At 73.1% G+C, this 22,553-nt stretch carries 21 protein-coding genes; 12 read left to right on the plus strand and 9 right to left on the minus strand.

The genetic code is table 11. The features are described from left to right. Positions 1 to 60: 60 nt before the first annotated feature. Complete coding sequence (locus EV374_RS16255) at positions 61 to 768, plus strand: lysophospholipid acyltransferase family protein (RefSeq protein WP_132236197.1); 708 nt, start codon at positions 61 to 63, stop codon at positions 766 to 768. Between the two features lie 25 nt (positions 769 to 793). On the opposite strand, the gene EV374_RS16260 is transcribed toward EV374_RS16255, so the two are convergent. Continuing rightward, positions 794 to 4,357, minus strand: coding sequence for an adenylate/guanylate cyclase domain-containing protein (locus EV374_RS16260; protein ID WP_207914233.1), 3,564 nt, complete (start codon positions 4,355 to 4,357; stop codon positions 794 to 796). A gap of 163 nt (positions 4,358 to 4,520) precedes the next feature. Here EV374_RS16260 and EV374_RS16265 point away from each other — a divergent pair, with 163 nt between their 5' ends. Further along, on the plus strand, positions 4,521 to 4,730 hold the full coding sequence (locus tag EV374_RS16265; protein WP_091629607.1) for a hypothetical protein: 210 nt from the start codon (positions 4,521 to 4,523) through the stop codon (positions 4,728 to 4,730). Positions 4,731 to 4,783: 53 nt separating this feature from the next. On the opposite strand, the gene EV374_RS16270 is transcribed toward EV374_RS16265, so the two are convergent. Further along, positions 4,784 to 5,476: a Crp/Fnr family transcriptional regulator gene (locus EV374_RS16270; RefSeq protein WP_132236199.1), complete on the minus strand. Its 693-nt coding sequence runs from the start codon at positions 5,474 to 5,476 to the stop codon at positions 4,784 to 4,786. 251 nt (positions 5,477 to 5,727) lie between these two features. Here EV374_RS16270 and EV374_RS16275 point away from each other — a divergent pair, with 251 nt between their 5' ends. From EV374_RS16275 to proC, 4 genes are all read left to right on the plus strand, one after another. Further along, positions 5,728 to 6,225, plus strand: a complete 498-nt coding sequence (locus EV374_RS16275) for a polyadenylate-specific 3'-exoribonuclease AS (protein ID WP_089003323.1) — start codon at positions 5,728 to 5,730, stop codon at positions 6,223 to 6,225. 61 nt (positions 6,226 to 6,286) lie between these two features. Further along, entirely contained in the window at positions 6,287 to 6,790 is a 504-nt protein-coding gene (locus EV374_RS16280) for a pyridoxamine 5'-phosphate oxidase family protein (protein WP_132236201.1), read from the plus strand. Positions 6,791 to 6,968: 178 nt separating this feature from the next. Beyond that, positions 6,969 to 7,997 carry a 6-phosphofructokinase gene (locus EV374_RS16285; protein ID WP_132236203.1) on the plus strand — a complete coding sequence of 343 codons (1,029 nt, stop codon included), beginning with the start codon at positions 6,969 to 6,971 and terminating at the stop codon, positions 7,995 to 7,997. 71 nt (positions 7,998 to 8,068) lie between these two features. After that, a complete protein-coding gene (gene proC / locus EV374_RS16290; RefSeq protein WP_132236205.1) occupies positions 8,069 to 8,887 on the plus strand; it encodes a pyrroline-5-carboxylate reductase in 819 nt (272 codons plus the stop codon). A 190-nt stretch (positions 8,888 to 9,077) separates the two neighbouring features. Here proC and EV374_RS16295 read toward each other — a convergent pair whose 3' ends face one another. After that, on the minus strand, positions 9,078 to 10,370 hold the full coding sequence (locus EV374_RS16295; RefSeq protein ID WP_132236207.1) for a DUF1343 domain-containing protein: 1,293 nt from the start codon (positions 10,368 to 10,370) through the stop codon (positions 9,078 to 9,080). Positions 10,371 to 10,542: 172 nt separating this feature from the next. On the opposite strand from EV374_RS16295, the gene EV374_RS16300 reads away from it, so the two are divergent. Continuing rightward, positions 10,543 to 10,893, plus strand: coding sequence for a DUF2203 domain-containing protein (locus tag EV374_RS16300; protein ID WP_132236209.1), 351 nt, complete (start codon positions 10,543 to 10,545; stop codon positions 10,891 to 10,893). A 48-nt stretch (positions 10,894 to 10,941) separates the two neighbouring features. Here EV374_RS16300 and EV374_RS16305 read toward each other — a convergent pair whose 3' ends face one another. Continuing rightward, positions 10,942 to 11,889: a threonine/serine dehydratase family protein gene (locus tag EV374_RS16305; protein WP_132236211.1), complete on the minus strand. Its 948-nt coding sequence runs from the start codon at positions 11,887 to 11,889 to the stop codon at positions 10,942 to 10,944. 299 nt (positions 11,890 to 12,188) lie between these two features. Beyond that, positions 12,189 to 13,073 (minus strand): NADPH-dependent F420 reductase, encoded by an 885-nt coding sequence (locus EV374_RS16310; protein WP_486485793.1) that lies wholly within the window; start codon positions 13,071 to 13,073, stop codon positions 12,189 to 12,191. A 15-nt stretch (positions 13,074 to 13,088) separates the two neighbouring features. Here EV374_RS16310 and EV374_RS16315 point away from each other — a divergent pair, with 15 nt between their 5' ends. Further along, on the plus strand, positions 13,089 to 13,529 hold the full coding sequence (locus EV374_RS16315) for a DUF4259 domain-containing protein (protein WP_132236213.1): 441 nt from the start codon (positions 13,089 to 13,091) through the stop codon (positions 13,527 to 13,529). 10 nt (positions 13,530 to 13,539) lie between these two features. On the opposite strand, the gene EV374_RS16320 is transcribed toward EV374_RS16315, so the two are convergent. Together EV374_RS16320 and EV374_RS16325 are read right to left on the minus strand one after the other, a co-directional pair. Further along, positions 13,540 to 13,971 (minus strand): hypothetical protein, encoded by a 432-nt coding sequence (locus tag EV374_RS16320; RefSeq protein ID WP_132236215.1) that lies wholly within the window; start codon positions 13,969 to 13,971, stop codon positions 13,540 to 13,542. Positions 13,972 to 14,049: 78 nt separating this feature from the next. Beyond that, positions 14,050 to 14,544, minus strand: a complete 495-nt coding sequence (locus tag EV374_RS16325; protein WP_132236217.1) for a glutathione peroxidase — start codon at positions 14,542 to 14,544, stop codon at positions 14,050 to 14,052. A 169-nt stretch (positions 14,545 to 14,713) separates the two neighbouring features. Between EV374_RS16325 and EV374_RS16330 the strand changes: the two genes are divergently transcribed. From EV374_RS16330 to EV374_RS16345, 4 genes are all read left to right on the plus strand, one after another. Next, entirely contained in the window at positions 14,714 to 16,339 is a 1,626-nt protein-coding gene (locus EV374_RS16330) for a glycosyl hydrolase family 18 protein (protein WP_132236219.1), read from the plus strand. Between the two features lie 236 nt (positions 16,340 to 16,575). Then, positions 16,576 to 17,073, plus strand: a complete 498-nt coding sequence (locus EV374_RS16335; protein WP_132236221.1) for a hypothetical protein — start codon at positions 16,576 to 16,578, stop codon at positions 17,071 to 17,073. A 72-nt stretch (positions 17,074 to 17,145) separates the two neighbouring features. Beyond that, on the plus strand, positions 17,146 to 18,552 hold the full coding sequence (locus EV374_RS16340; protein WP_132236223.1) for a class II 3-deoxy-7-phosphoheptulonate synthase: 1,407 nt from the start codon (positions 17,146 to 17,148) through the stop codon (positions 18,550 to 18,552). A 107-nt stretch (positions 18,553 to 18,659) separates the two neighbouring features. Beyond that, positions 18,660 to 19,634, plus strand: coding sequence for a threonine aldolase family protein (locus EV374_RS16345; RefSeq protein ID WP_486485806.1), 975 nt, complete (start codon positions 18,660 to 18,662; stop codon positions 19,632 to 19,634). Positions 19,635 to 19,653: 19 nt separating this feature from the next. Here the strand turns inward: EV374_RS16345 and EV374_RS16350 are convergent, their stop codons facing one another. Both EV374_RS16350 and pknB read right to left on the minus strand, forming a co-directional pair. After that, positions 19,654 to 20,517 carry a deoxyribonuclease IV gene (locus EV374_RS16350; RefSeq protein WP_132236227.1) on the minus strand — a complete coding sequence of 288 codons (864 nt, stop codon included), beginning with the start codon at positions 20,515 to 20,517 and terminating at the stop codon, positions 19,654 to 19,656. 2 nt (positions 20,518 to 20,519) lie between these two features. Further along, positions 20,520 to 22,505 (minus strand): Stk1 family PASTA domain-containing Ser/Thr kinase, encoded by a 1,986-nt coding sequence (gene pknB, locus EV374_RS16355; protein ID WP_132236229.1) that lies wholly within the window; start codon positions 22,503 to 22,505, stop codon positions 20,520 to 20,522. Positions 22,506 to 22,553 lie beyond the last annotated feature (48 nt).

The raw sequence follows: 22,553 nt of genomic DNA on the forward strand, positions 1-22,553 counted from the left end.
ATGCCCACGACGACCCGTGGCGACGCGGCGGCCTCGCGACCACACCTGGAAAGGACGCCGGTGCTGTACTGGCTGATGAAGTACGTGCTCCTCGGCCCGCTGCTGAGGCTGGTCTTCCGCCCGCAGGTCGAGGGGCTGCACCACGTGCCCGACACCGGGCCGGTGATCCTCGCCAGCAACCACCTGTCGTTCTCCGACTCCATCTTCACGCCGCTGGTCGTGAAGCGGCGGGTGACGTTCATCGCCAAGGCCGAGTACTTCACCGGCAAGGGCGTCAAGGGCTGGCTGACGAAGATGTTCTTCGTCGGCTCCGGCACCATCCCGGTCGACCGCTCGGGCGGCCGGGCGGCCAGGGCGGCCCTGGACACCCAGCTGCGGGTGCTGCGCGCCGGGGGCATCGCCGGCATCTATCCCGAGGGCACCCGTTCGCCGGACGGCCGGCTCTACCGGGGCAAGACCGGCGTGGCCCGGCTGGCCCTGGAGAGCGGCGCCCTGGTCATCCCGACGGCGATGCTCAACGCCGACGAGATCCAGCCGCCCGGCAAGCTGATCCCCAGGATCGCCCGGGTGCGGATCCGGTTCGGCCCACCGCTGGACTTCTCGCGCTACGCCGGGATGGCCGGTGACCGGTACGTCGAGCGCGCGGTGACCGACGAGATCATGTACGAGCTGATGGAGCTCTCCGGCCGCGAGTACGTCGACATGTACGCCCAGAAGGTCAAGAGCCCGCCCGCCGGCCCGGTCCCCCGCGAGCCGGTCCCCGCCTGACGGGCCGCCCGCCCGCGTCGCCCGGTCAGCAGGCCAGGGCGGTGTCGGCGGCGGTCGTCGGGGGGCGGGCCAGGTCCAGCAGGACGGGGGCGTCGTTGCGCAGCGCGAAGGCGCGCAGCTCGGCCAGCTCCGGGCGGCCCGCCGTCGACTCGCCGGCCCGCTCCAGCTCCACCGTCGCGAAGGTCAACGCCAGCATCCGGTCCGTCACGTCCGGGATGCCGGCGTAGATCTCGGCGCCGGCCAGGTGCAGCTCCGCGGCCCGCCGGTGGTCGCCGTCCGCGGCGGCCAGCGCACCGGCCACCGTTCGGCGCGCCGCCTCGGACCAGGGTGTGCGGTGACCCACCCGGTCCAGCATCGCGCGTACCCGGGCCGCCGCTTCCCGCCCGGCGAGGCTGGCCGCGTATCCGGCCGCCGGGATCCACTCGCCGCTGGCGATGGCGGGCACCACCGACCAGGAGTCGGCCAGCTCGTCGATCAGCGCCGTCGCCTCCTGCCGGCGTCCCTGCAGGGCCCGGCAGAGCGCGCCCATCCCCAGCATCGTCCAGTGCGGCCGGTGGAAACCGCTGCGCCGGGCGGCGTCGAGCGCCGCCGCCACGTCGTCGCTGAACGTGGCGGCGGCGTCGTCGTCCGAGTGGGAGCGCGCCGGCGGCACCCGCTCGCCGCGCAGTACCAGCAGGCAGGAGCGTAGGCCGCGGACCTGCATGTCCCAGCTGCCGGTCGGGGTGTCCACGAAGGCCTCGGCGGCGGCCAGCAGCCGGTCGAAGTCGCCCTCGAACCAGGCGCGCATCGCCTCGGCCGAGTAGCTCGTGGTCAGCGTCTGCCCGCTGGCCTTGCGGGTCGGCGACGACGAGAGCAGGGCGTCCGAGCGCAGCCAGTCGCCCTCCTCGCAGACGGCGTAGGCGAGGTTCTGCATGGCCCGGGGCAGGGCGATCAGCTGATTGGCGCGGCTGAGCTCGACGATCGCGTGCAGGTCGTCCAGGCCGGACCGGTCACCCGCCTGGTAGCGGGCGGTCGCCGAGGTGATCCGGGCGTTGGTGCGGGTCTCGGTCAGCCCCAGCCGCTCACCGATCTCCGCCGCCCGGTCGGCCGCGGCGACCGCCGGATCACGCTCGTAGTTCAGCATGTGCAGCCGGCCCAGCTCGGCGTAGGCGTCCGCCTTCTGCGGGCTGTCCGGCAGCGGGTCGAAGAGCGCGACGGCCCGGTCCAGGCAGGCGAGCGCGGCGGCCCGGTCGGCGCGCAGCCACGCGGCCTGACCGAGCAGCGTCCAGGCGCGCGCCGCGCAGGCGTCGTCGTCGTGCGCCAGCAGCCGGTCGGCGAGCGCCTGCACCTGCTCGGGCCCGCCGCCGGAGAGGAAGACGTTGCCGTCGCGGTAGAAGGAGATCTCGGTGCTGAGCAGCTCGAGTTGGAGCCGGTCGAGCGGGTCGGAGTCGTCGGCCAGCCCGAGCGCCCGGCCCGCGTGGCTCGCCGCGACGTCGAGACTGTGCAGCGCGTACGCCCGGCGGGCCGCCCGGTGCAGCGCGGCCCGGGCGGGGCCGGCGAACCGGGCCATCTCCATGCCCAGCGACCGGGCGATCTCGTGGGCCGCCCACCGGTGGTGGGCCAGCACCTCCGCCAGGTCGGTGTCCCGGCTCTGCGAGAGCATGTCCAGCCACTGCGCCGTCCGCTCGTGCCGCGCCACTCGCTCGGTACGGGGCAGCCGCTGGTAGCAGACGTCGCGCACCAGCACGTGCCGGAACCGGTACTCGGGCTGCCCGGCCATCGTGGAGGCGGCCTGCTCGTGCACGAAGTCGCGCTGCTCCAGCCGGCGCAACGCGCGCTCCACCGACTCGACGGGCTGCCCGAGCGCGGCGGCCACGGCCCCCGGCCAGAACTGCACGCCGACCACGGCGGCGGCCAGCAGCACCGTGCGCTCCTTGGCGTCGAGCAGGTCGATGCGGTTGGCGATGACGGCGTGCACGCTCTCCGGCATCGGCAGGTCGAGGTGCTTCTCCAGCGACCAGCCCCGCACGGACTGGCGCAGCGCGCCCTGCTCGATCAGCATCCGGACGTACTCGTGGGCGTAGAGCGGGTTGCCGCCGGCCACCTCGATCAGCGGGGTGAGCATGTCGGCGGAGAACGCCGCCCGGCCGAACATGTGGGCGTAGAGCGCGGCGATGCCCGTGTCCCGCAGCGGGGGCAGGGTGATGGTCACCGAGCCGGTGATCGTCCCCGCCCAGCTCGGGTCCCGGTCGACGAGTTCCGGTCGGGCGGTGCAGAGCAGCAGCAGCGGCACGTCCCGGGCGGCGGTGCCGAGCAGCTCCACGAAGCGCAGCATCGCGTCGTCGGCCCAGTGCAGGTCCTCGAAGACCAGCACGGTCGGCCGGCGCGCGGCCAGGGCGAGCAGGAAACGCCGCCACGCCGAGCCGGTCTCCTCGGCCGGCAGCGCGGTGCCCGGCAGGCCGACGAGGGGCCGCAGGGCGTCGACGAGGCGCTGCCGCTCGCCCGGGCCGACCAGCTCGCCGACGGCCGAGGCGAGCCGCTGCGCCGCGCTCGACGCCGGGTCGGTGTCCAGGATGCCGGCCTCGGACTTGACGATGTCGGCCAGCGCCGCGAACGTCACGTTCTCGCCGAACGGCGGGCACCGCCCGATCCGCCAGGTCAGCGGCTCGTCGACCAGCCGGTCCACGTGCCGGTACAGCTCCCGGACCAGCCGGCTCTTGCCCAGCCCGGCCCGGCCGAACACGGTCACCACCTGCGGGCGGCGGTCGCGCAACGACCGGTGCAGGGCGTTGACCAGCATCCCCAGCTCGTGTTCGCGGTCGATCAGCGGCGTGACGTCGGGCTGCCGGTCCGTCGGCTGGCGGCGGACCGGGGACAGGGCCAGCCACACCTCGGTCGTCGTCGACCGCCCGCGCAGGGTGACCGGCGGCTGCTCCGAGTAGCGGATCGCGTCCCGGGTGAGGGCGTGCGTCACGCCGCAGACCAGCACCCCGCCCGGCGGCGCGACCGACTGCATCCGGGAGGCCGTGTTGACCACGTCGCCGGCCACGATCGCCTGGCCGCCGTCGCGGGCGGCGGCGACGTCGACCAGCGCCTCGCCGGTGGCCACCCCGACCCGGAAGCGCAGCGCGTCGGCGCCGGCGGGGGCGAACCGGGTCAGCACCCGTTGCAGCTCCAGCCCGGCCCGCACGCAGCGCAGCGCGTCGGTCTCGGTCGCCACGGGCGCGCCGAACAGGGCCATCACCGCGTCGCCGATGTACTTCTCCACCACCCCGCCGTACTGCCCCACGACGCGACGGGCGGCCGAGAAGAACCCGGTCTGCATGCCGCGGACCAGCTCCGGGTCGGCCCGCTCGACGTACGGGGTGAAGTCGATCAGGTCGACGAAGAGCACGCTGACCCGGCGGCGGTCCTCCTGCGGGGCCGGCTGTCGCTCGCTGCCCGGCCGGGCGGCGCCGCAGGAGGTGCAGAACGCCACGTCCTGGGCGAGCGGGCGCAGGCAGTGCGGACAGACCGCGCCCAGCTCGTTGCCGCAGCCGCCGCAGAAGCGGTCGCCCGCGGCAGCCGTGCGTCCACAGCGGTCACACTGCGTGGCGATGACGCCCTCCACTCGCGATCCCGCCGGTGCCGTGATCGGCACCGTTCCGGTGTCAGTATCGCCGTCCGTCCAGCTGTCGGGTACCGGGCTGTTGGCTTGTGGACAGTCCACCGGCCGGTCCTGCGGTTACAGTCAGGCGGCTGATTGTCGACCATTGACCACAGGGGGATTCCCGATGGTGTACGTGATGTTGCAGAGCGACTGGACCGACGGCAGCGGGGTCAGCCACCTCGCGGGCGACTCCGTCGACGTGGACGCCGCCACGCTGGCCGCGCTCCAGGCGCAGGGGATCGTCAGCGAGCAGTCCGGTGGCGGCAAGGACGGCACCGAGTGGGTCGGGCCGGGCAGCACCAACTGGGTCGGGCCGGGCAGCAACACTCCCTGACACCCCGCACGAAAGGGCCGGAGCGGCTGCTCCGGCCCTTTTTCGCGTACGCCTCAGCGCTCGCTCATGCCGGCGCGGCGGCGCAGCGCCGCGACGTCGGTGACCACGATGCGCCGGCCCTCGGTGCGCAGCCAACCCCGGTTGGCGAACGACCCGATCGCCTGGTTGACGCTCTGCCGCGAGCCGCCGGCCATCTCCGCGAGCTGGCTCTGGTTGAGCTCGATGGTGATCATCGGGGCCTGGCTCTCGCCGGCCAGCCGCACCAGGGTCTTGGCCACCCGGCCGGGCAGGTCCAGGAAGACGTGGTCGGCGTTCTGCTCGGTCAGCCGTCGGATCAGCCCGCCGAGCGAGCGCATCACCGCGTCGAGGATGCGCGGGTTGGAGTGCACCAGCTCCATGAACGCGCCCCGGGACAGCGCGAGCGCGGCGCAGTCCTCGATCGCCTCGGCCGAGGCGGAGCGGGTGGAGGCGTCGAGCAGGGAGACCTCGCCCAGCACGTCCGGCGGACGGATGACCGACAGTACGGCGCGTTCGCCGGTCGGCGCGGTGCGGAAGACCGCGACCGCGCCCCGACGCAGGACGATGAGGGACTCGCCGGGGTCGTTCTCGACGAAGAGCAGTTGGCCCTTGCGGTACGTGCGGGGGACCGCCGCGGCGATCACCCGCTGCCGGACCTCCGGCTCCAGCCCGGCGAACATCTCCACACCCGTGAGCGCGTCACCCGGCTCCGGCATGCGCATCTCCACGGTCCAACCCCTCCCCGGTCAAGGACCACAACTCGCTCACCGGGTGAACCTGAAGGCCCTCGACGAGGTGAACTGACACCGGTTCGGCGTCCGGTAGCGGTACACATCAGATCATGACGGTCCGGTCGCTTGCTGTACACCCCTCAAATCACTTCCGTGACACTCCCGAGCTGCGACGACCGGCGTGGTGGGGGGCGATCCGGCCGCCCCGGTCGTTGCGACGTCGAGGGCGTGGGCGAGGATGACGGGCGATGGTCTACCGCTATTTCTACGACTGCGAGTTCATCGAGGACGGCCGGCTCGTCGACCTGGTGTCGATCGGCGTCGTCGACGAGTACGGCCGCGAGTTCTACGCCGTCTCGACCGAGTTCGACGACTCGCGGGCCGTGCCCTGGGTGCGCCGCAACGTGCTCGACAAGCTGCCCTCCCCGGCGAACCGCGCCTGGCGTTCCCGCGAGCGCATCCGCGACGAGCTGTACGACTTCCTCGTCGAGCCGGTCCGTGACCGCCCGGGCGAGCAGCTGGAGCTGTGGGCCTGGTACGCCGCGTACGACCACGTCGCCCTGGCCCAGCTGTGGGGCGCCATGCCGGCGCTGCCCCGGGAGATCCCCCGGTTCACCAAGGACCTGCGCCAGCTCTGGGACGACCGGGGCCGGCCGCCGCTGCCGGACGCCGACGCGGCGCGGCACGACGCGCTGGTCGACGCCCGGCACAACCTGGCCCGGTGGCGGGCGATGACCGGTTCGTAGGTTTGGTCGGTTCTGTCCCGGGCACCGGTGCGACGTCGAGCCGATGTGAGGGAGAATCCCAATGAGCAACGAACCGACCAACGCCGCCGAGGCCCGGCGGCGGGTGACCGAGCTGGTCCGCGAGGCCCGCATCTGCATGCTGACCACGATCGCCGTGGACGGCCGGATGGTGAGCCGTCCGATGGGGTTGCAGGAGGCGGAGTTCGACGGCGACCTGTGGTTCTTCGCGTACGCCGACTCCGCCAAGGTCCGGCAGATCCGCGTCAACCCCGAGGTCAACGTCTCTTTCTCCGACTCCCGGCGCAACTCCTGGGTGTCGGTCGCGGGCACGGCCCGGGAGGAGTACGACCGGGCGAAGGCCGAGCAGCTGTGGAACCCGGTGCTCAAGGCCTGGTTCCCGGACGGGCTGGAGACCCCCGGACTCACCCTGCTCAAGGTGCACGCCGGATCCGCGGAGTACTGGGACTCTCCGTCGAGCACGGTGGTGAACCTGTTCGGTTACGCGAAGGCGGCGGTGACCGGCAAGCCGCCGGAGGTGGGGGAGAACCACGAGGTCAGCTACTGACCGGTAGGCCGCCCGCCGGTGGGACCGGCCCGGGGCGCGGTGTCGGCGTACGCCCGCGGCGACTACAGTGCGCACTGACGGCCCGCCCCGGGCCGGCAACGGCGCCGATGGTCTTGATTCGACACATATCCTGGGGCAAATCGGGCTTCACCTGATGCTCCCAGGAGGATGAGCGATCATGCGTATCGGCGTGCTCACCGGCGGCGGCGACTGCCCAGGCCTCAACGCGGTCATCCGGGCGGTGGTCCGCAAGGGCGTCGCCAGCTACGGCCACGAGTTCGTGGGTTTCCGGGACGGCTGGAAGGGCCCGTTGGAGGGCCTGTCCCGCCCCCTGGGCATCGCGGAGGTCCGCGGCATCCTGCCGCGCGGCGGCACCATCCTCGGCTCGTCCCGGACGAACCCCTTCAAGATCGAGAACGGCGTCGAGCGGATCAAGGAGAACCTCGCCGCGCAGGGCGTGGACGCGCTCATCGCGATCGGCGGCGAGGACACCCTCGGCGTGGCCACCAAGCTGCACGAGCTCGGGGTCCACGTCATCGGCGTGCCGAAGACGATCGACAACGACCTCGGCGCCACCGACTACACCTTCGGCTTCGACACCGCCGTCAACATCGCCATGGAGGCGATCGACCGGCTGCACACCACCGCCGAGAGCCACCACCGCACCCTGGTGGTCGAGGTGATGGGCCGGCACGCCGGCTGGATCGCCCTGCACGCCGGCCTGGCCGGTGGCGCCAACGTGATCCTGCTGCCGGAGCGGCAGTTCGACGTCGAGCAGGTCGCCGGCTACGTCGAGAAGCGCTTCCAGCACCAGTACGCCCCGATCGTCGTGGTCGCCGAGGGCGCCCAGCCGCTCGACGGCCAGATGGTCCTGCACAACCAGGAACTCGACGCGTTCGGCCACGTCCGCCTCGGCGGCATCGGCCAGTGGCTCGCCGAGCAGCTGGAGGCCAAGACCGGCAAGGAGGCCCGCACCGTCGTGCTCGGGCACATCCAGCGCGGCGGCACCCCGAGCGCCTTCGACCGGGTGCTCGCCACCCGGCTCGGCCTCCAGGCGATCGACGCGGTCCACGAGGGCGACTGGGGCAAGATGGTCGCCATGCAGAGCACGGACATCGTCCGCGTTCCGCTGGCCGAGGCCACCCGCGAGCTGAAGACCGTGCCGCTGGAGCGGTACGCCGAGGCCGAGGTCTTCTTCGGCAGCTGATCCATCCCCGGCGTCGCGGCGGGCGTCCGGCCCGTCGCGACGCCGGTCCATTTCGAGGGGGTACGACGGCAATGGCGGGTTCGGTGCACACGGTCGCGGTCATCGGGGCCGGCAAGATCGGCGAGCTGATGCTCTCCGGGCTGCTGCGGTCGGGCTGGCCGGTCGACCGGCTGCTCGCCACCGCCCGCCGGCCCGCCCGCGCCGAGGAGCTGTCCGCCCGCTACGGCGTTCGGGTGGTCGACAACCTGACCGCGGTCGACGAGGCGGAGGTGCTCGCCGTCTCCGTCAAGCCGCAGGACGCGGCGACGCTGCTGGACGAGATCGGGCCGAAGGTGCCCGCCGACAAGCTGGTCATCTCCCTCTGCGCCGGCCTGCCGACCAGCTTCTTCAACCGCCGGCTGCCCGAGGGCACGCCCGTGGTGCGGGTGATGACCAACACCCCGGCCCTGGTGGACCAGGCGATGACGGCGATCTCCGCCGGCGCCCACGCCACCGGCACGCACCTGGCGTTGGCCGAGGAGATGTTCAAGCCGCTGGGCTCGACCGTCCGGGTGCCCGAGTCCCAGCAGGACGCGGTGACCGCGCTCTCCGGCTCCGGGCCGGCGTACTTCTACCTGCTGGTCGAGGCGATGATCGACGCCGGCATCCTGCTCGGCCTGCCCCGGCAGGTCGCGCACGAGTTGATCGTGCAGACCGCCATCGGCTCGGCCGTGATGCTGCGCGACTCCGGCGAGCACCCGGTGAAGCTGCGCGAGGCGGTCACCTCACCGGCCGGCACCACCATCTCCGCCGTGCGCGAGCTGGAGAAGCACGGCGTCCGCGCGGCGATGCTCGCCGCGCTGGAAGCGGCCCGCGACCGCGCCCGCGAACTGGCCGCCCAGGCGGACTGACTCTTTCGCTTCCGGCCCGACGCTCGCACTTCGTCCATTGTCCGGGAGTTTCGTCCCGGTCTTCAGGATGGCTGTGGATCTTGGTGGGACATGGCCCCTGCAGGGGCCATGTCCCACCAAGATCTCAAGTGCGGTCCGCCGACCCGGCCGATCTTGATCGTTCGGATCGGCGCGTCGGCCGAGGGGGTCGCTAGTAGAGCAGGTGGGGCTTGCGCAGCTGGTTGAAGTCCGCCAGCTCGTCGGCCCAGGCGCCGACCACGTCGTCCACGTCGGCGCCCGCGTCGATCATCGTACGCAGCCGCGGCGACCCGGTCAGCTTGTCGATCCAGTACGGACGCACGGTGTCCCACGAGTCGCGCCGCCACGCGAACGCCTCGTACTTGTGCGCCTCCACCAGCATCGCGACCGCCGTGCGGATCGGGTCGTACTTCGCGCGGTCGACGACCTTGACCTCGACGCCGGCGCAGAGCTTGTTGAGCAGCGCGGGCTTCTGCCCGGCGGACGTCGGCGTGAAGTACGCCTCGCGGAACTCGACGCCGGGCAGCTCGCGGGCGTTGAGCCGGTCGGACCAGTGGTAGTCGAAGTCGTCGGCCAGCCCGCCGATCAGCTCGAACGGCTTGCAGGTGCCCCGGCCCTCGGTGAGCGAGGCGACGCCCTCGAACAGGCCGGTGCCGGGGTAGACCAGCGCGGTGTCCGTGGTGGGCATGTTCGGGCTGGGCAGCACCCAGGGCAGGTCGGTGTCGGCCGCCAGCTTGTCGCGCTTCCAGTGCCGGCACTTCACGACGTGCAGGTCGACCTGGCGGCCGGCCTCGGCGGGCAGGAACTCGGCGTTGAAGAACCGGGCCAGCTCGCCGACGGTCATGCCGTGCTGCTGGACGATCTCCTTCAGGCCCACCCCCGAGGTGTAGCCGGCGGTCATCATCGGCCCGTAGGCCCGGCCGCCGACCGGGTTCGGCCGGTCCAGCACCACGTACCGCTTGCCGGTCCGGGCCGCGGCCATCATCGAGGTGTACATCGTCCAGATGTAGGTGTAGAAGCGGGCGCCGACGTCCTGGATGTCGAAGACGACGGTGTCGACGCCGGCCTGGGTGAACATGGTCTCCCACTTGGCCAGCGAGGCGCCGTACGCGTCGTAGACGGTGATTCCGGTGCGGGCGTCGATGCCGGTGCCCTCGCTGCCGCCGGCCTGCGCCGAGCCGCGGAAGCCGTGCTCGGGGCCGAAGGCGGCGGCCAGCCGCACCGTGCCGGAGGCGTGCATCAGGTCGACCAGGTGCCGGTAGGCCGAGTCCACGCCGGTGGGGTTCGAGATCACCCCGACCCGCTGGCCGGCGAGTTCGGCGAAGTCGGACCGGACGAGCACGTCGAGCCCGGTCTCCACGTGGCGGATGCCGGGCGCGGCGTGACCGGCCGCGCCGGGTGCCGTCGCCGCGACCGCGCCCGCGGTCACCGCACCCGCTCCGGCCAGGAACTTCCTTCGCTCCATGTCGACCCTCCCGTCGGTTTGGTCGAAACTTAGCTACACGTTGATGCCCCGTCAAGGAAGGTTAGCTACAAAGCCGGGGGTGAACGGGTCCGGCCGGCGGCGCTGTCGGACCTGCCGCCCCGGCGGCGCGTGGTGCGGGCCCACCGGTCGGGCGGTGCTCCATACTGGCCCGGTGTTCACCCTCGCCCAGGCCCGCCACCTGATCGCCACCCTGAGCCCGCGCGTCGACGAGCTGATCCGGCTGCGGGCCGACCTGGCCGAGCTGCGCGTCGACCTGGCCGACCGGGGCGCCAGTTCGCTCGGCGGGTTGGCCGAGGTCAAGGGGCTGGAGGCGCGGCTGCACGCCCTAGTCGAGGAGGTGCACTCCCACGACATCCAGGTCAAGGGGATCGCGCCGGTCCTGCTCGACTTCCCCGGCGAGCGCGACGGCCGGCCGGTGCTCTGGTGCTGGCTGGAGGGGGACACCGACGTGCGCTGGTACCACCGGGCGGAGTGCGGCTTCGCCGGCCGCCGCCCGCTCTGATCCGGCCCGGCGGGGACCGGTTGGCCCGTCGGCCGCGCCGGTGGTGCGTCAGGCCAGGGACGCGAGCGTGGCCGGGGAGACGTTCCCGCCGCTGAGGACCAGCACCGTACGGGTGCCCGGTCCGGCGTCGACCAGGCCGGCCCGCAGCGCGGCGAGCGTGACGGCGGCGGACGGTTCGACCAGGAGCTTCGTCGCGTCCAGCAACTCCCACCAGGCGGCCCGAATGTCCTCCTCGGACACCTCGACCACCTCGTCCACGAGCGCGCGGACGTGCGCCAGGGTGTGCCGCCCGGCGAACGGTGCCGCCAGCCCGTCGGCGATCGACGTCGGCCGTACCGCGAGGGCGTCGCCGCCGGTGCGCAGCGCGTGGCCGACCGCGTTGGCGGTGGCCGGCTCGACCCCGACGACGCGGGCGGTGGGGACCGCCGCCCGGACGGCCGACGCCACCCCGCTGATCAGCCCGCCGCCGCCCATCGGCACGAGGACCAGCTCCGGCGGCGGACCGTCGGCCAGGATCTCCCTGCCGACGGTGGCCTGACCGGCGATGACGTCCGGCTCGTCGAACGGGTGCAGGAGGTGGTAGCCGCGTTCCGCCGCGAGGGCCTGGCAGGTGCCCAGCAGGTCGTCGGTGAGGACGACCTCGCCGCCGTACCGCCGGACCGCCTCGATCTTTGTCGGCACCGCCTGCGGTGGCATGCAGACGACGGTCGGCAGACCGAAGGTGCGACCGGCGAAGGCCACGGCCATCGCGTGGTTGCCAGCGGAGAAGGCGGTCAGCCCGGCGGGCGCCCCCTCCCGTTCGACGCGGGCGAGCAGCGCGTTCAGCGCGCCCCGCACCTTGAAGCTGCCGGTGTGCTGGAGGTTCTCCGCCTTCACCGTGAGGTCGAGCCGGAGCGGGTCGCCGAGGCGAGGGCAGGGCAGCAGCGGCGTGCGGGCGACCCGCCCCTCGATGCGCTTCTCGGCCGTGATGATGTCGTCCACGGTGGTGAGCTGCACCGTCGCAGCCTAGCCCGGGGGCCCGGCTGCACCGCCCGTGGCACCTGCTCGTCCGTACCTCGTGGGCCAGCGCCTCGCAGTGTGGTCGCGGTGGCACCGGTCCGTGGTACGTGGCCGGGTCCGCCCGTGCGTTCCGCAGGTCGAGTCACCCGCCCGTAGCGTCGGCGTCAGCCGACTCCAGTTCACGCTCACCCAGATGCTACGCAGGCATCAGGACGGAGGGCGAAAGTCTGGCCCCAACTGGCCGTCGCGCCACGGTGGGCGGATGGTGCGGCGGTGCCGGCCGGAGGGGCGACCGCTCAGCGGGTGGCCTCGGTCAGGGCGGCCCGCACCCTGGCGGTGTCGGCCGGCGCCTCGCGCTCCCAGTCCGCCGGGTCGGCCGAGTAGATGGTCCCGTAGGCGGGGGTGTCCGGCTGGTAGCGCCAGCTCTCGGCGAGGGCGCCGGCGTCCACGGCGTCGTAGCCGATCCGGTCGAGGAAGGCGGTGGCCTCCGCCTTCGCGCCCGCGTCGTCGCCTGCGATGGGCAGCGCGCTGCGGTCGTCGGCGCCGGTCGGCCGGGCCAGCGAGTGCAGGTGCTTGAAGAAGATGTTGTTGAACACCTTGACCACCCGCGACTGCGGCAGGTGCCGCTGGAGCAGTTCGCTGCTGGTGGTGGAGCCCGAGTCGAGCTCGGGGAACCGGCCGTCCCGCTCCGGGTAGTAGTTGTTGGTGTCCAGCACGAGCTTGCCGGCCAGCGGCTCGACCGGCACGTCCCGGTACGCCTTCAGCGGGATGGTGACGACCACCAGGTCGCCGGCCGCCGCGGCCTCGCCGGCCGTGGCCGCCCGGGTGCGCGGGCCCAGCTCCTCGACGAGATCCTTCAGGGTCTCCGGGCCGCGCGAGTTGCTCAGCACGACGTCGTAGCCGGCGGCCACCGCCAGCCGCGCCACCGTGCCGCCGATGTGTCCACTGCCGATCAGTCCCACAGTTGTCATGTCGCTTCCCAACCTCGTTCGCGGTGGCGGTATTCCCCACCGGTGTGGTCGACAATTCCGTCTGGTGTCTGGTGCGCCGCCCGCCCAACGTACTGCCGGCCCGGGGGCTGGGGGCCGGCTTCGGGACAACGCCCGCCGGGCGGCCCGCACCGCCGTCGCGGCGGGAACGATGTCGGCCCCGGCGGCTAGCCTGCCTCCACTTGCGAACACGGAACGGGGAGTGCGATGGGCACGTGGGCGGCGGGACCGTTCGACAACGACGCGGCGGCGGACTGGTGCGCCGACCTCGACGAGGCGTCGCCGGAGCGGCGGCCCCGGCTGGTCGAGCTGGCGCTGCGCGAGGCGGTGCGGGAGGGCGACTTCCTGGACTCGTGGCCCGGCGCCAAGGCGGTCGCGGCGTCGGCGGTGGTCGCCGCGCACCTCCCCGGCGGCCCGCCGGTCGACTCGGCGTACGCGCCGGACTTCCTCACCGCCGGCGGGCGTCTGGCGCTCACCGCGGAGCTGCCGGCGCTGGCCCTGCGGGCGCTGGACCGGGTGCTCGCCGACGGGTCCGAGCTGGCCGAGCTCTGGGAGGAGGCCGGGGAGCTCGACGAGTTCGCCGCCGCGCTCGCCCCGATCCGGGCCGCGCTGGCCGATCCGACCGGGGCCGTCGTCGTCGGGGGTTGAGGCGCGGGGGTCACGGCCGGCGGGGGCCGGGCGGGGCGTGCCCGCTCCGGCCGCCCGGATCGCCGTCGCGCCGGACCGCCACCACCACCCGCTCGACGCGTCCGCCGGTCGTCGGGTCGGTCCAGACGAGCACCACCGGCCTGGCCGCCGCGAGGAGCTCCCGGGCGAACGGCGGCAGGTCCTCGGTCGGCATCCGGATGTAGGACGTCGCGTCCTCGAACCGGCCGCGCAGGTGTTCCAGCGTGAAGCGGTGCCGCGCCGCGCCGTCGAGGTGCGCGGGAGCCGGCGGGAGGTGCCGCAGGCGGCCGTGGTCGCGCAGCACGTCGTCGGGCACGGCGGCGTCGAGCACCACCCGACCGGCGTCGAGCGGACGCTGGATGCTGACGTGGTGCTCGGGCGGAACCTGGCCCGGTGTGAGTGCCGGCTGCACCGCGAAGAACATCCCGCCCCCTCCGCCCGGACCAGGTGTCGCCGATCGTAGTCCGTTCGGCACGCAGCGGCACGGCCGAGGCGGGCGCCCTCAGGCCGCCGAGGGCAGCACCTTCTCGATCGCGGCGCGCAGGTCGGCCGAGCCGGGCTCGACGGTGGGCGCGAACCGGGCCGCCACGGTGCCGTCCGGGGCGACGAGGAACTTCTCGAAGTTCCACCGCACGTCGCCGGCGTGGCCCTCCGCGTCGGCCGTGTCGACCAGCGCCGCGTAGAGCGGGTGGCGGCCGGGGCCGTTGACGTCGACCTTCTCGGTCAGCGGGAAGGTCACCCCGTAGTTGACCTGGCAGAAGTCGCTGATCTCCTCGGCGCTGCCCGGCTCCTGGCCGGCGAACTGGTTGCAGGGCACGCCGAGCACCACCAGGCCGCGGTCGGCGTACTCGTCGTGCAGCGCCTGGAGGCCGGCGTACTGCGGGGTGAGGCCGCAGCGCGAGGCGACGTTGACCACCAGCAGCGCGTGCCCGCGGTGCCGCGAGAGGTCGGCCGGACCTCCGGCCAGGGCGTCGATCCGGGTGTCGAAGACGGTCATGGGTCGAGGCTACGTGGCGTCGCCGGGCCGTCGCCCGGGGGAGCGGCCGGAGGGCTGGTCGCGCTCCCAAAGTAAATCGATACATCGACATCTTGACGAATGGATGACGGCGTGAGTAGCGTCTCACCAACAATCTGGAAAGTTTCCTAACTGTTTAGGGAGACGCCGCATGAAGAGATCGCTCCGCCGGGCCCTCTGGGTCGGCGCCGTGATGGCGGTCACCGCCGCCACGGTCCCGATGGCCAGTGCGTTCGGCGCCGGCAGCGTGACCGCCGGCTTCGCCAAGGCGCAGGACTGGGGGACCGGTCACGAGGCCCGGGTGACCGTCACCAACGGGACGAGCGCCCCGGTGAGCACCTGGCGCATCGAGTTCGACCTGCCGTCGGGCACCAGCATCAGCAGTTCCTGGGACGCCGACGTCACGCGCACCGGCGACCACTACGTCGCCGTCAAGAAGAGCTGGGCCGGCCCGATCGCGGCGGGCGCCTCGTTCAGCTGGGGCTACAACGGCACCGGCGCGTACAAGGCGCCGCTGAACTGCACGATCAACGGCGCGCCGTGCGGCGGCGGGACCCCGCCCCCCACCACTGCGCCGCCGACCACCACCCCGCCCACCACGGCGCCGCCGACCACCCCGCCGCCGACCACGCCCCCGCCGACCACCCCGCCGCCGGGCCCGGGCGGCAAGAAGGTCGTGGGCTACTTCGCGCAGTGGGGCGTCTACGCCCGCAATTACCACGTGAAGAACATCCACACGAGCGGCTCGGCCGCCAAGCTGACCCACATCCTGTACGCCTTCGGCAACACCACCGGCGGCCGCTGCACCATCGGTGACAGCTACGCCGACTACGAGAAGGCCTACACCGCGGCGGACAGCGTCGACGGCGTCGCCGACACCTGGGACCAGCCGCTGCGCGGCAGCTTCAACCAGCTGCGCAAGCTCAAGAAGATGTACCCGAACCTGAAGGTGATCTGGTCCTTCGGCGGTTGGACCTGGTCGGGCGGCTTCACCCAGGCCGCGCAGAACCCGGCCGCGTTCGCCGAGAGCTGCCACAACCTGGTCGAGGACCCGCGCTGGGCGGACGTCTTCGACGGCATCGACGTCGACTGGGAGTACCCGAACGCCTGCGGGCTCACCTGCGACAGCAGCGGCCCGAACGCCTTCAAGAACGTGGTCAGCGCGCTGCGGTCGAAGTTCGGCTCGTCCGCGCTGGTCACCGCCGCGATCACGGCGGACGGCAGCAACGGCGGCAAGATCGACGCCACCGACTACGCCGGCGCCGCGACGCACCTCAACTGGATCATGCCGATGACGTACGACTACTTCGGCGCCTTCAACGCGCAGGGCCCCACCGCCCCGCACTCCCCGCTCACCTCGTACGCCGGCATCCCGCAGCAGGGCTTCTGGTCGGACGCGGCGATCCAGAAGCTCAAGAGCAAGGGCATCCCGTCGGACAAGCTGCTGCTCGGCATCGGCTTCTACGGCCGGGGCTGGACCGGGGTGACCCAGACGGCCCCGGGTGGCACCGCCACCGGCCCCGCCCCGGGCACCTACGAGCAGGGCATCGAGGACTACAAGGTCCTCAAGAACACCTGCCCGGCCACGGGCACCGTCGCCGGCACGGCGTACGCCAAGTGCGGCAGCAACTGGTGGAGCTACGACACCCCCTCCACGATCAACGGCAAGATGACGTACGCGAAGAACCAGGGCCTCGGTGGCGCGTTCTTCTGGGAGCTCTCCGGTGACACCGGCAACGGCGAGCTGATCGGCGCCATCAAGGGCGGTCTCGGCTGAGCCGAGGGCCGACGCACCACCCACACGGCGGGGAGGGACCACGCACCGGTCCCTCCCCGCCCGCTGTGCCCGGGTCGACGCGGGGGAGTGTCCCGCGTCGGCCCGGTGGCGTCCGGGCACGGGCACGACGCGTGCCGGTGACCGGGCGGTTCGGGCGCGGCGGCGTCCGGGCACGGGCGTCGATGTGACAGACTCGCCGCTCAACGGGCTCGATGTCCACGGCGACGGAGGTGGCGATGCGCGCGACGCGCGGAAGGCTCGCGGCGGGCGCCGTGCTGCTCGGGACCCTTCCCCTCGTCCTGCTCGGCTGCGGCATCGGCGAGGAGGAGGATCCGGCGACCAAGCCCGGGCGGGCCCCGGCCGAGGAGGCCACCACGAAGTCGCGGGAGCGGGTGCAGGCCTACCTCGACGCGATGACCGCCAAGGACGTCGCGGCCGGGCGCAGCCAGCTCTGCGCCGCCCTCCAGGAGAGCTTCGACGCCGCCGCGACCGGCCCCAACGGCGACTTCGCCGACCACTTCACGGTGCCGCAGGCCGAGATCACCGACATCCGCTCCGGTCCCCGGGGCCAGGAGGTGAGCACGTCGATCTCGGTCGCCGCCGGCTCCCGCACGCTCACCCGGCCGCTGCTGTTCACGGTCACCCGCGACGGCGCCGACTGGTGCATCGCCGCCGAGGCACCCGGCGGCAACGCCGCCTCCCCGGCCGCCCCCGCCTCGCCCGTGTCCGGGTGAGCCGGCTCTCACCTGCCGGAACCATCCCCCTCGCCGGTCGGTCGCCGGGCCGCTCGCCGTACGCTTTCTGTCATGCGCCATGAGTGGCATCAGCTGAGCCATCCCGCGGTGGGCAGCCCTGGGCTGCAGACCAGCCGTCCGACCGTCGACTCCGCCGAGGACGCGGCCCTCGGCCTCGACCGCTGGCGGGAGCTGCCGCGCACACAGATTCCGCCGTGGCCGGATCCGGCGGAGGTCGCCGAGGTCTGCAAGGTGCTCGACACGGTCCCCTCGGTGGTGGCGCCCTACGAGGTCGACCAGCTCCGCCAGCGGCTGGCGCTGGTGTGCGAGGGCAAGGCGTTCCTGCTCCAGGGCGGCGACTGCGCGGAGACCTTCGCCGACAACACCGAGAGCCACCTGCTGGCCAACGCCCGTACCCTGCTCCAGATGGCGATCGTGCTCACCTACGGCGCCTCGCTGCCGGTGGTCAAGGTCGCCCGGGTCGCCGGGCAGTACACCAAGCCCCGGTCGCTGCCGACCGACGCGCGCGGCCTGCCCGCCTACCGCGGCGACATGATCAACTCGCTGGAGGCGACGCCGGAGGCCCGGGTCGCCGACCCGCAGCGCATGATCCGGGCGTACGCGAACTCGGCCGCCGCGATGAACATGCTCCGCGCGTACCTGGCCGGCGGGCTGGCCGACCTGCACGCCGTGCACGACTGGAACAAGGGCTTCGTCAAGAACTCCCCGGCCGGCGAGCGCTACGAGGCGATCGCCCGCGAGATCGACCGGGCGCTGGCCTTCATCCGGGCCTGCGGGATGACCGACGACGAGGCGCTGCGCACCGTCACCCTCTACTGCTCGCACGAGGCCCTCGCCCTCGAGTACGACCGGGCGCTGACCCGGGTCTCCGACCGCCGGGCGTACGGGCTGTCCGGGCACTTCCTGTGGATCGGCGAGCGCACCCGGCAGATCGACGGGGCGCACATCGACTTCATCTCCCGCATCGCCAACCCGATCGGCGTGAAGCTCGGCCCGACGACGACCCCGGACGAGGCCATCGAGCTCTGCGAGAAGCTCAACCCGGAGAACGTCCCCGGCCGGCTCACCCTGATCAGCCGGATGGGCAACCACCGGGTCCGCGACGCCCTGCCGCCGATCGTGGCCAAGGTGACCGCCGCCGGCGCCAAGGTGGTCTGGCAGTGCGACCCGATGCACGGCAACACGCACGAGTCGTCCAACGGCTACAAGACCCGGCACTTCGACCGCATCGTCGACGAGGTGCTCGGCTACTTCGAGGTGCACCGGGGCCTGGAGACCCACCCGGGCGGGCTGCACGTGGAGCTGACCGGTGAGGACGTCACCGAGTGCCTCGGCGGCGCCCAGGGCATCGAGGACCTCGACCTGCCCGGCCGCTACGAGACCGCCTGCGACCCGCGACTGAACACCCAGCAGTCGCTGGAGCTGGCCTTCCTCGTGGCGGAGATGCTCCGTGGCTGACGCGAGGAGTGAGCTTGCGAGCCCCGCAGTCGTTGGCCGAAGGGATTGCTGTGGCTGACGTATTCGTCGATCTTCGTTCGGACACCGTGACCCGGCCGACGCCGGGGATGCGGGAGGCGATGGCCACCGCCGACGTCGGCGACGACGTCTACGGCGAGGACCCGACCGTCAACGCGTTGGAGGCCGAGGTCGCCGCGCTGTTCGGGCATGAGGCGGCACTCTTCGCCCCGAGCGGGTCGATGGCCAACCAGATCGCCCTGCAACTGGTCGTGCCGCCGGGCGACGAGCTGCTCTGCGACGCCGACGCGCACGTGGTGACGCACGAGATCGGGGCCGCTGCGGCGTACGGCGGCATCTCCTCGCGGACCTGGTCACCGGTGGGCGCGGACATCGACCCGGACGTCGTCGCCGCGATGGTCCGTCCCGAGGGTTACCACGCGGTCCCCACCCGGGCGATCGCCGTCGAGCAGACCCACAACCGGGGCGGCGGCGGGGTGATCCCGCTGGCCACCCTGCGCGAGCTGCGCCGGATCGCCGACGACGCGGGCGTGGCCCTGCACTGCGACGGAGCCAGGATCTGGCACGCGCACGTCGCCGACGGTGTGCCGCTGGCCGGGTACGGCGCCCTCTTCGACACCCTGTCGGTCTGCCTCTCCAAGGGGCTCGGCGCGCCGGTCGGCTCGCTGGTCGTCGGCAGCGCCGACAAGATCGCGCGGGCCCGGGTGCTCCGCAAGCGGATGGGCGGCGGGATGCGGCAGGCGGGCATCCTGGCCGCCGCCGGTCGGTACGCGCTGGCCCACCACGTCGACCGGCTCGCCGCCGACCACGCGAAGGCGGCCCGGCTCGCCGAGGCGATCGCCCCGTTCGGGGTGCTGGCCACGACCGTCCGGACCAACCTGGTGCCGCTGGACCTGACCAAGGCGCCGCTGGACGCGCACGCCCTGGCCGCCGCCGCCCGCGCCGAGGGCGTCCTGGTCTCGGTGCTCGGCCCCCGCACCGCCCGCCTGGTCACCCACCTGGACGTCGACGACGCCGGCATCGACCGCGCCGTCGAGGTCCTCACCCGCGTCCTGCGGGGCTGACCGCCCCGCCGGCCCCGCGTCAGGGGTGCAGGCGCCTGAGGGTGGCGATGTCGGCGGCGTGGCCGACGTGCTTCTCCGTCGGCGTCTCCACCACGACCGGGACGCCGGCGGTGGCCGGATGCGCCATCAGCTCGGCGAACGCCGGCTCGCCGATGGTGCCCTTGCCGATGTTCTCGTGCCGGTCCCGGGTGGAACCGCAGAGGTCCTTCGAGTCGTTCGCGTGCACCAGCCGGAGCCGGTCGGCCCCGACCGTCGCCACGAGCGTGTCCAGCGTCGCGGTCATGCCGCCCTCGGCGGCCAGGTCGTGCCCCGCGGCCCAGGCGTGGCACGTGTCGAAGCAGACCCCGAGCCAGGGGTGCCGTTCCACCGCGTCGAGGTAGGGCCCGAGCTGCTCCACCCGCGAGGCGAGCGAGCGACCGCCGCCCGCGCTCGGCTCGACCAGCAGCCGAGGGCCGTCCGCTGCCGCCGCCTCGTCGAGCAGCGGCAGCAGCGTCTCGCGTACCTGCCGCATGGCGGCCTCGGCGTACCCCTCGTCGACCGCGCTGCCGGCGTGGAAGACCACGCCCTCGGCGCCGATCGCCCGGCCCCGGCGCAGCGCGTGGGCGAGTGTCTCCGCCGACCGCTCGACCGTGTTGGCGGTGGGAGAGCCGAGGTTGACCAGCAGGGACGCGTGGATGAAGACGGGCACGCCCCGCTCGCCGCAGCCGTCGCGGAACAACGCGTCCTGGGCCGGGTCGCCGGGCGGCAGCGCCCAGCCCCGCGAGTTGGACACGTAGACCTGCACGACCCGCGAGCCGGCCGCGTCGGCGTACGGCAGGGCGGCCCTCGCCAGGCCGCCGGAGGTGGGCGTGTGCGAGCCGACCAGCCGCTGGGGTGCCGGCATCGCTACATGCATCCGAGGGTGACCGGGGTGGCCGGCGGCACCTGCGTGTTCTCCGGCGGGTTCTGGAACCGGGTGATGCCGTTCGGGTTGAACTGGATCGCCACCGGGAAGCCCTGGCTCTCCAGGAGCTGCTTGGCCTGCTGGCAGGGCAGGTCGATGACCCGGGGCACGGCGACCAGCGGCGGGCCCTTGCTGAGTTCCAGCTTGACCTTCGCTCCCCGCTCCACCCCGGTGCCGTCGGCCGGGCTCTGCCCGAGGATCTCGTCCTTGGGCTTGTCGGAGTCCTTGTAGGTGGGCTCCACCAGCTCCAGGCCCAGCTGGGCGAGGATCGTCCTGGCCTCACCCAGGCTCTTGCCGACCAGGTTGGGCACGGAGATCGGGGCCTTGCCCTTGCTGAGGACGACCGTGACCTTGTCGCCCGGCTTCACCTCGGCGCCGACCTTCGGGTTGGTCTCCAACACGACGCCCGCGGGCAGGTTGTCGTCGTAGCGGGCCGTGCCCTTCGCCACCACCAGCTTCGCGTCGAGCAGGTCCGCCTCGGCGAGCTCGAACTCCTTGCCCACCACGTCGGGCACCGGGAAACGCTCCGGCCCCAGCGAGAGGATCAGCGTGATCGTGCCGCCCTTGACGATCCGGGTGGCCGAGGCCGGGTCCTGCGCCAGGACGGCGTCCTTCGGGACCTTCTCGTCGTAGCGCGGTTCGGCGTAGCTGAGGACCACCCCGACGCGGGCGGCCTGCGCCTCCGCCTCGGCCTTGGTCATCGCCACCAGCTGCGGGGCCTCCGTGTAGCGTCCGGCCGCCAGCCACCAGCCGCCGCCGGCGACCAGCAGGACCAGCACCACCGCGGCGGCGATGACCGCCCTGCGGCCGCGCGGATCGCCCATCACCCGGGCGCGCAGCGCGGACAGCCGAGACCACAGGCTCTCGCCCTCGTCGGGCTCGGCCCGGCGACGGCCCGCCCGGGGGGCGGCGCCCTCGGGCAGCCGGGCCCAGGCGGGCCGCTCGGCCGGCTGGACCGCCGCGACCATCATGGTCGGCCCGGCCATCGGCTCGTCGGACACCCGGCGCAACACGGCGGTACGCGTGTTCGCGTCGCCCAGGTCGTCCCGGACCGCCTGCACCTCGGCCAGCAACGCGCCGGCGTCGGTCGGCCGGGCGCCCGGATCACGCCGGGTGGCCCGGGCGACCAGTTCGTCGAGCGCCCTGGGCAGGCCGGGCACCAGGGTCGACGGCGTCGGGACGTCGTTGTCGACGTGCTGCCAGGCGACGTCGACCGGACGGTCCCCGTCGTAGGGCACCCGACCGGTGAGCATCTCGAACAGCACGATGCCGGCGGAGTAGACGTCGGTGCGGGGGTCGGCGTGCCCGTCGGTGACCAGCTCCGGAGCCACGTAAGCGACCGTGGCCATCAACTGGTTGCCGTTCTCGTCGTCGGCGCTCGCCTCGACCGCCTGGGCCAGCCCGAAGTCGGCGACCTTGACGACGCTGTCGACCAGGTTGGCCGCGCCGCCGGTGGGGGCCTCGGCGACCAGCACGTTCTCCGGCTTCACGTCGCGGTGCACCAGCCCCGCCCGGTGCGCGGCGGCGATCGCGGCGAGCATCTGCTCGGCGATGGCCAGCGCCTCGTCGGGGTTGAGTCGGCGCCGCTCGGCGAGCACGTCGCGCAGGGTGCGACCGCGGACGTACTCCATCACGAGGTAGGGCAGGCCCGAGTGTCTGCCCTGGTCGTAGACGGCGACGACGTTGGGGTGGGTCAGCCGGGCGATGGTCTTCGCCTCGTCGGTGAACCGCTCCACGAAGCCCGCCGTCCGCGCCCCTGGTTCCGGAGCCTGGGACGGGTGAATGATCTTGAGTGCGACGGTGCGCTCGAGGCGTTCGTCGGTGGCGGTGTACACGGTCGCCATGCCGCCACGGGCCACGCGACCGCGGATGCGGTAGCGCCCGTCGATCAGCGAGCCCAGCAACGTGTCGGCGACCTGTGTGTCCATCGGCAGGGAGTCTATGTGTCCAGGGGGTGAAGGTTGAACAGGATGCTA

The organism is Micromonospora sp. CNZ303, from assembly GCF_004345505.1.

Excerpts from the sequence above, each read along its gene's own strand:
- proC (WP_132236205.1), top strand. The coding sequence starts at position 8,069 with ATGGCGGGTTCGGTGCACACGGTCGCGGTCATCGGGGCCGGCAAGATC.
- EV374_RS16330 (WP_132236219.1), top strand. The coding sequence starts at position 14,714 with ATGAAGAGATCGCTCCGCCGGGCCCTCTGGGTCGGCGCCGTGATGGCG.
- EV374_RS16275 (WP_089003323.1), top strand. The coding sequence starts at position 5,728 with ATGGTCTACCGCTATTTCTACGACTGCGAGTTCATCGAGGACGGCCGG.
- EV374_RS16295 (WP_132236207.1), bottom strand. The coding sequence starts at position 10,370 with ATGGAGCGAAGGAAGTTCCTGGCCGGAGCGGGTGCGGTGACCGCGGGC.
- EV374_RS16350 (WP_132236227.1), bottom strand. The coding sequence starts at position 20,517 with ATGCCGGCACCCCAGCGGCTGGTCGGCTCGCACACGCCCACCTCCGGC.
- EV374_RS16345 (WP_486485806.1), top strand. The coding sequence starts at position 18,660 with ATGCGGGAGGCGATGGCCACCGCCGACGTCGGCGACGACGTCTACGGC.
- pknB (WP_132236229.1), bottom strand. The coding sequence starts at position 22,505 with ATGGACACACAGGTCGCCGACACGTTGCTGGGCTCGCTGATCGACGGG.
- EV374_RS16265 (WP_091629607.1), top strand. The coding sequence starts at position 4,521 with ATGGTGTACGTGATGTTGCAGAGCGACTGGACCGACGGCAGCGGGGTC.
- EV374_RS16280 (WP_132236201.1), top strand. The coding sequence starts at position 6,287 with ATGAGCAACGAACCGACCAACGCCGCCGAGGCCCGGCGGCGGGTGACC.
- EV374_RS16335 (WP_132236221.1), top strand. The coding sequence starts at position 16,576 with ATGCGCGCGACGCGCGGAAGGCTCGCGGCGGGCGCCGTGCTGCTCGGG.
- EV374_RS16285 (WP_132236203.1), top strand. The coding sequence starts at position 6,969 with ATGCGTATCGGCGTGCTCACCGGCGGCGGCGACTGCCCAGGCCTCAAC.
- EV374_RS16325 (WP_132236217.1), bottom strand. The coding sequence starts at position 14,544 with ATGACCGTCTTCGACACCCGGATCGACGCCCTGGCCGGAGGTCCGGCC.
- EV374_RS16320 (WP_132236215.1), bottom strand. The coding sequence starts at position 13,971 with ATGTTCTTCGCGGTGCAGCCGGCACTCACACCGGGCCAGGTTCCGCCC.
- EV374_RS16315 (WP_132236213.1), top strand. The coding sequence starts at position 13,089 with ATGGGCACGTGGGCGGCGGGACCGTTCGACAACGACGCGGCGGCGGAC.
- EV374_RS16340 (WP_132236223.1), top strand. The coding sequence starts at position 17,146 with ATGCGCCATGAGTGGCATCAGCTGAGCCATCCCGCGGTGGGCAGCCCT.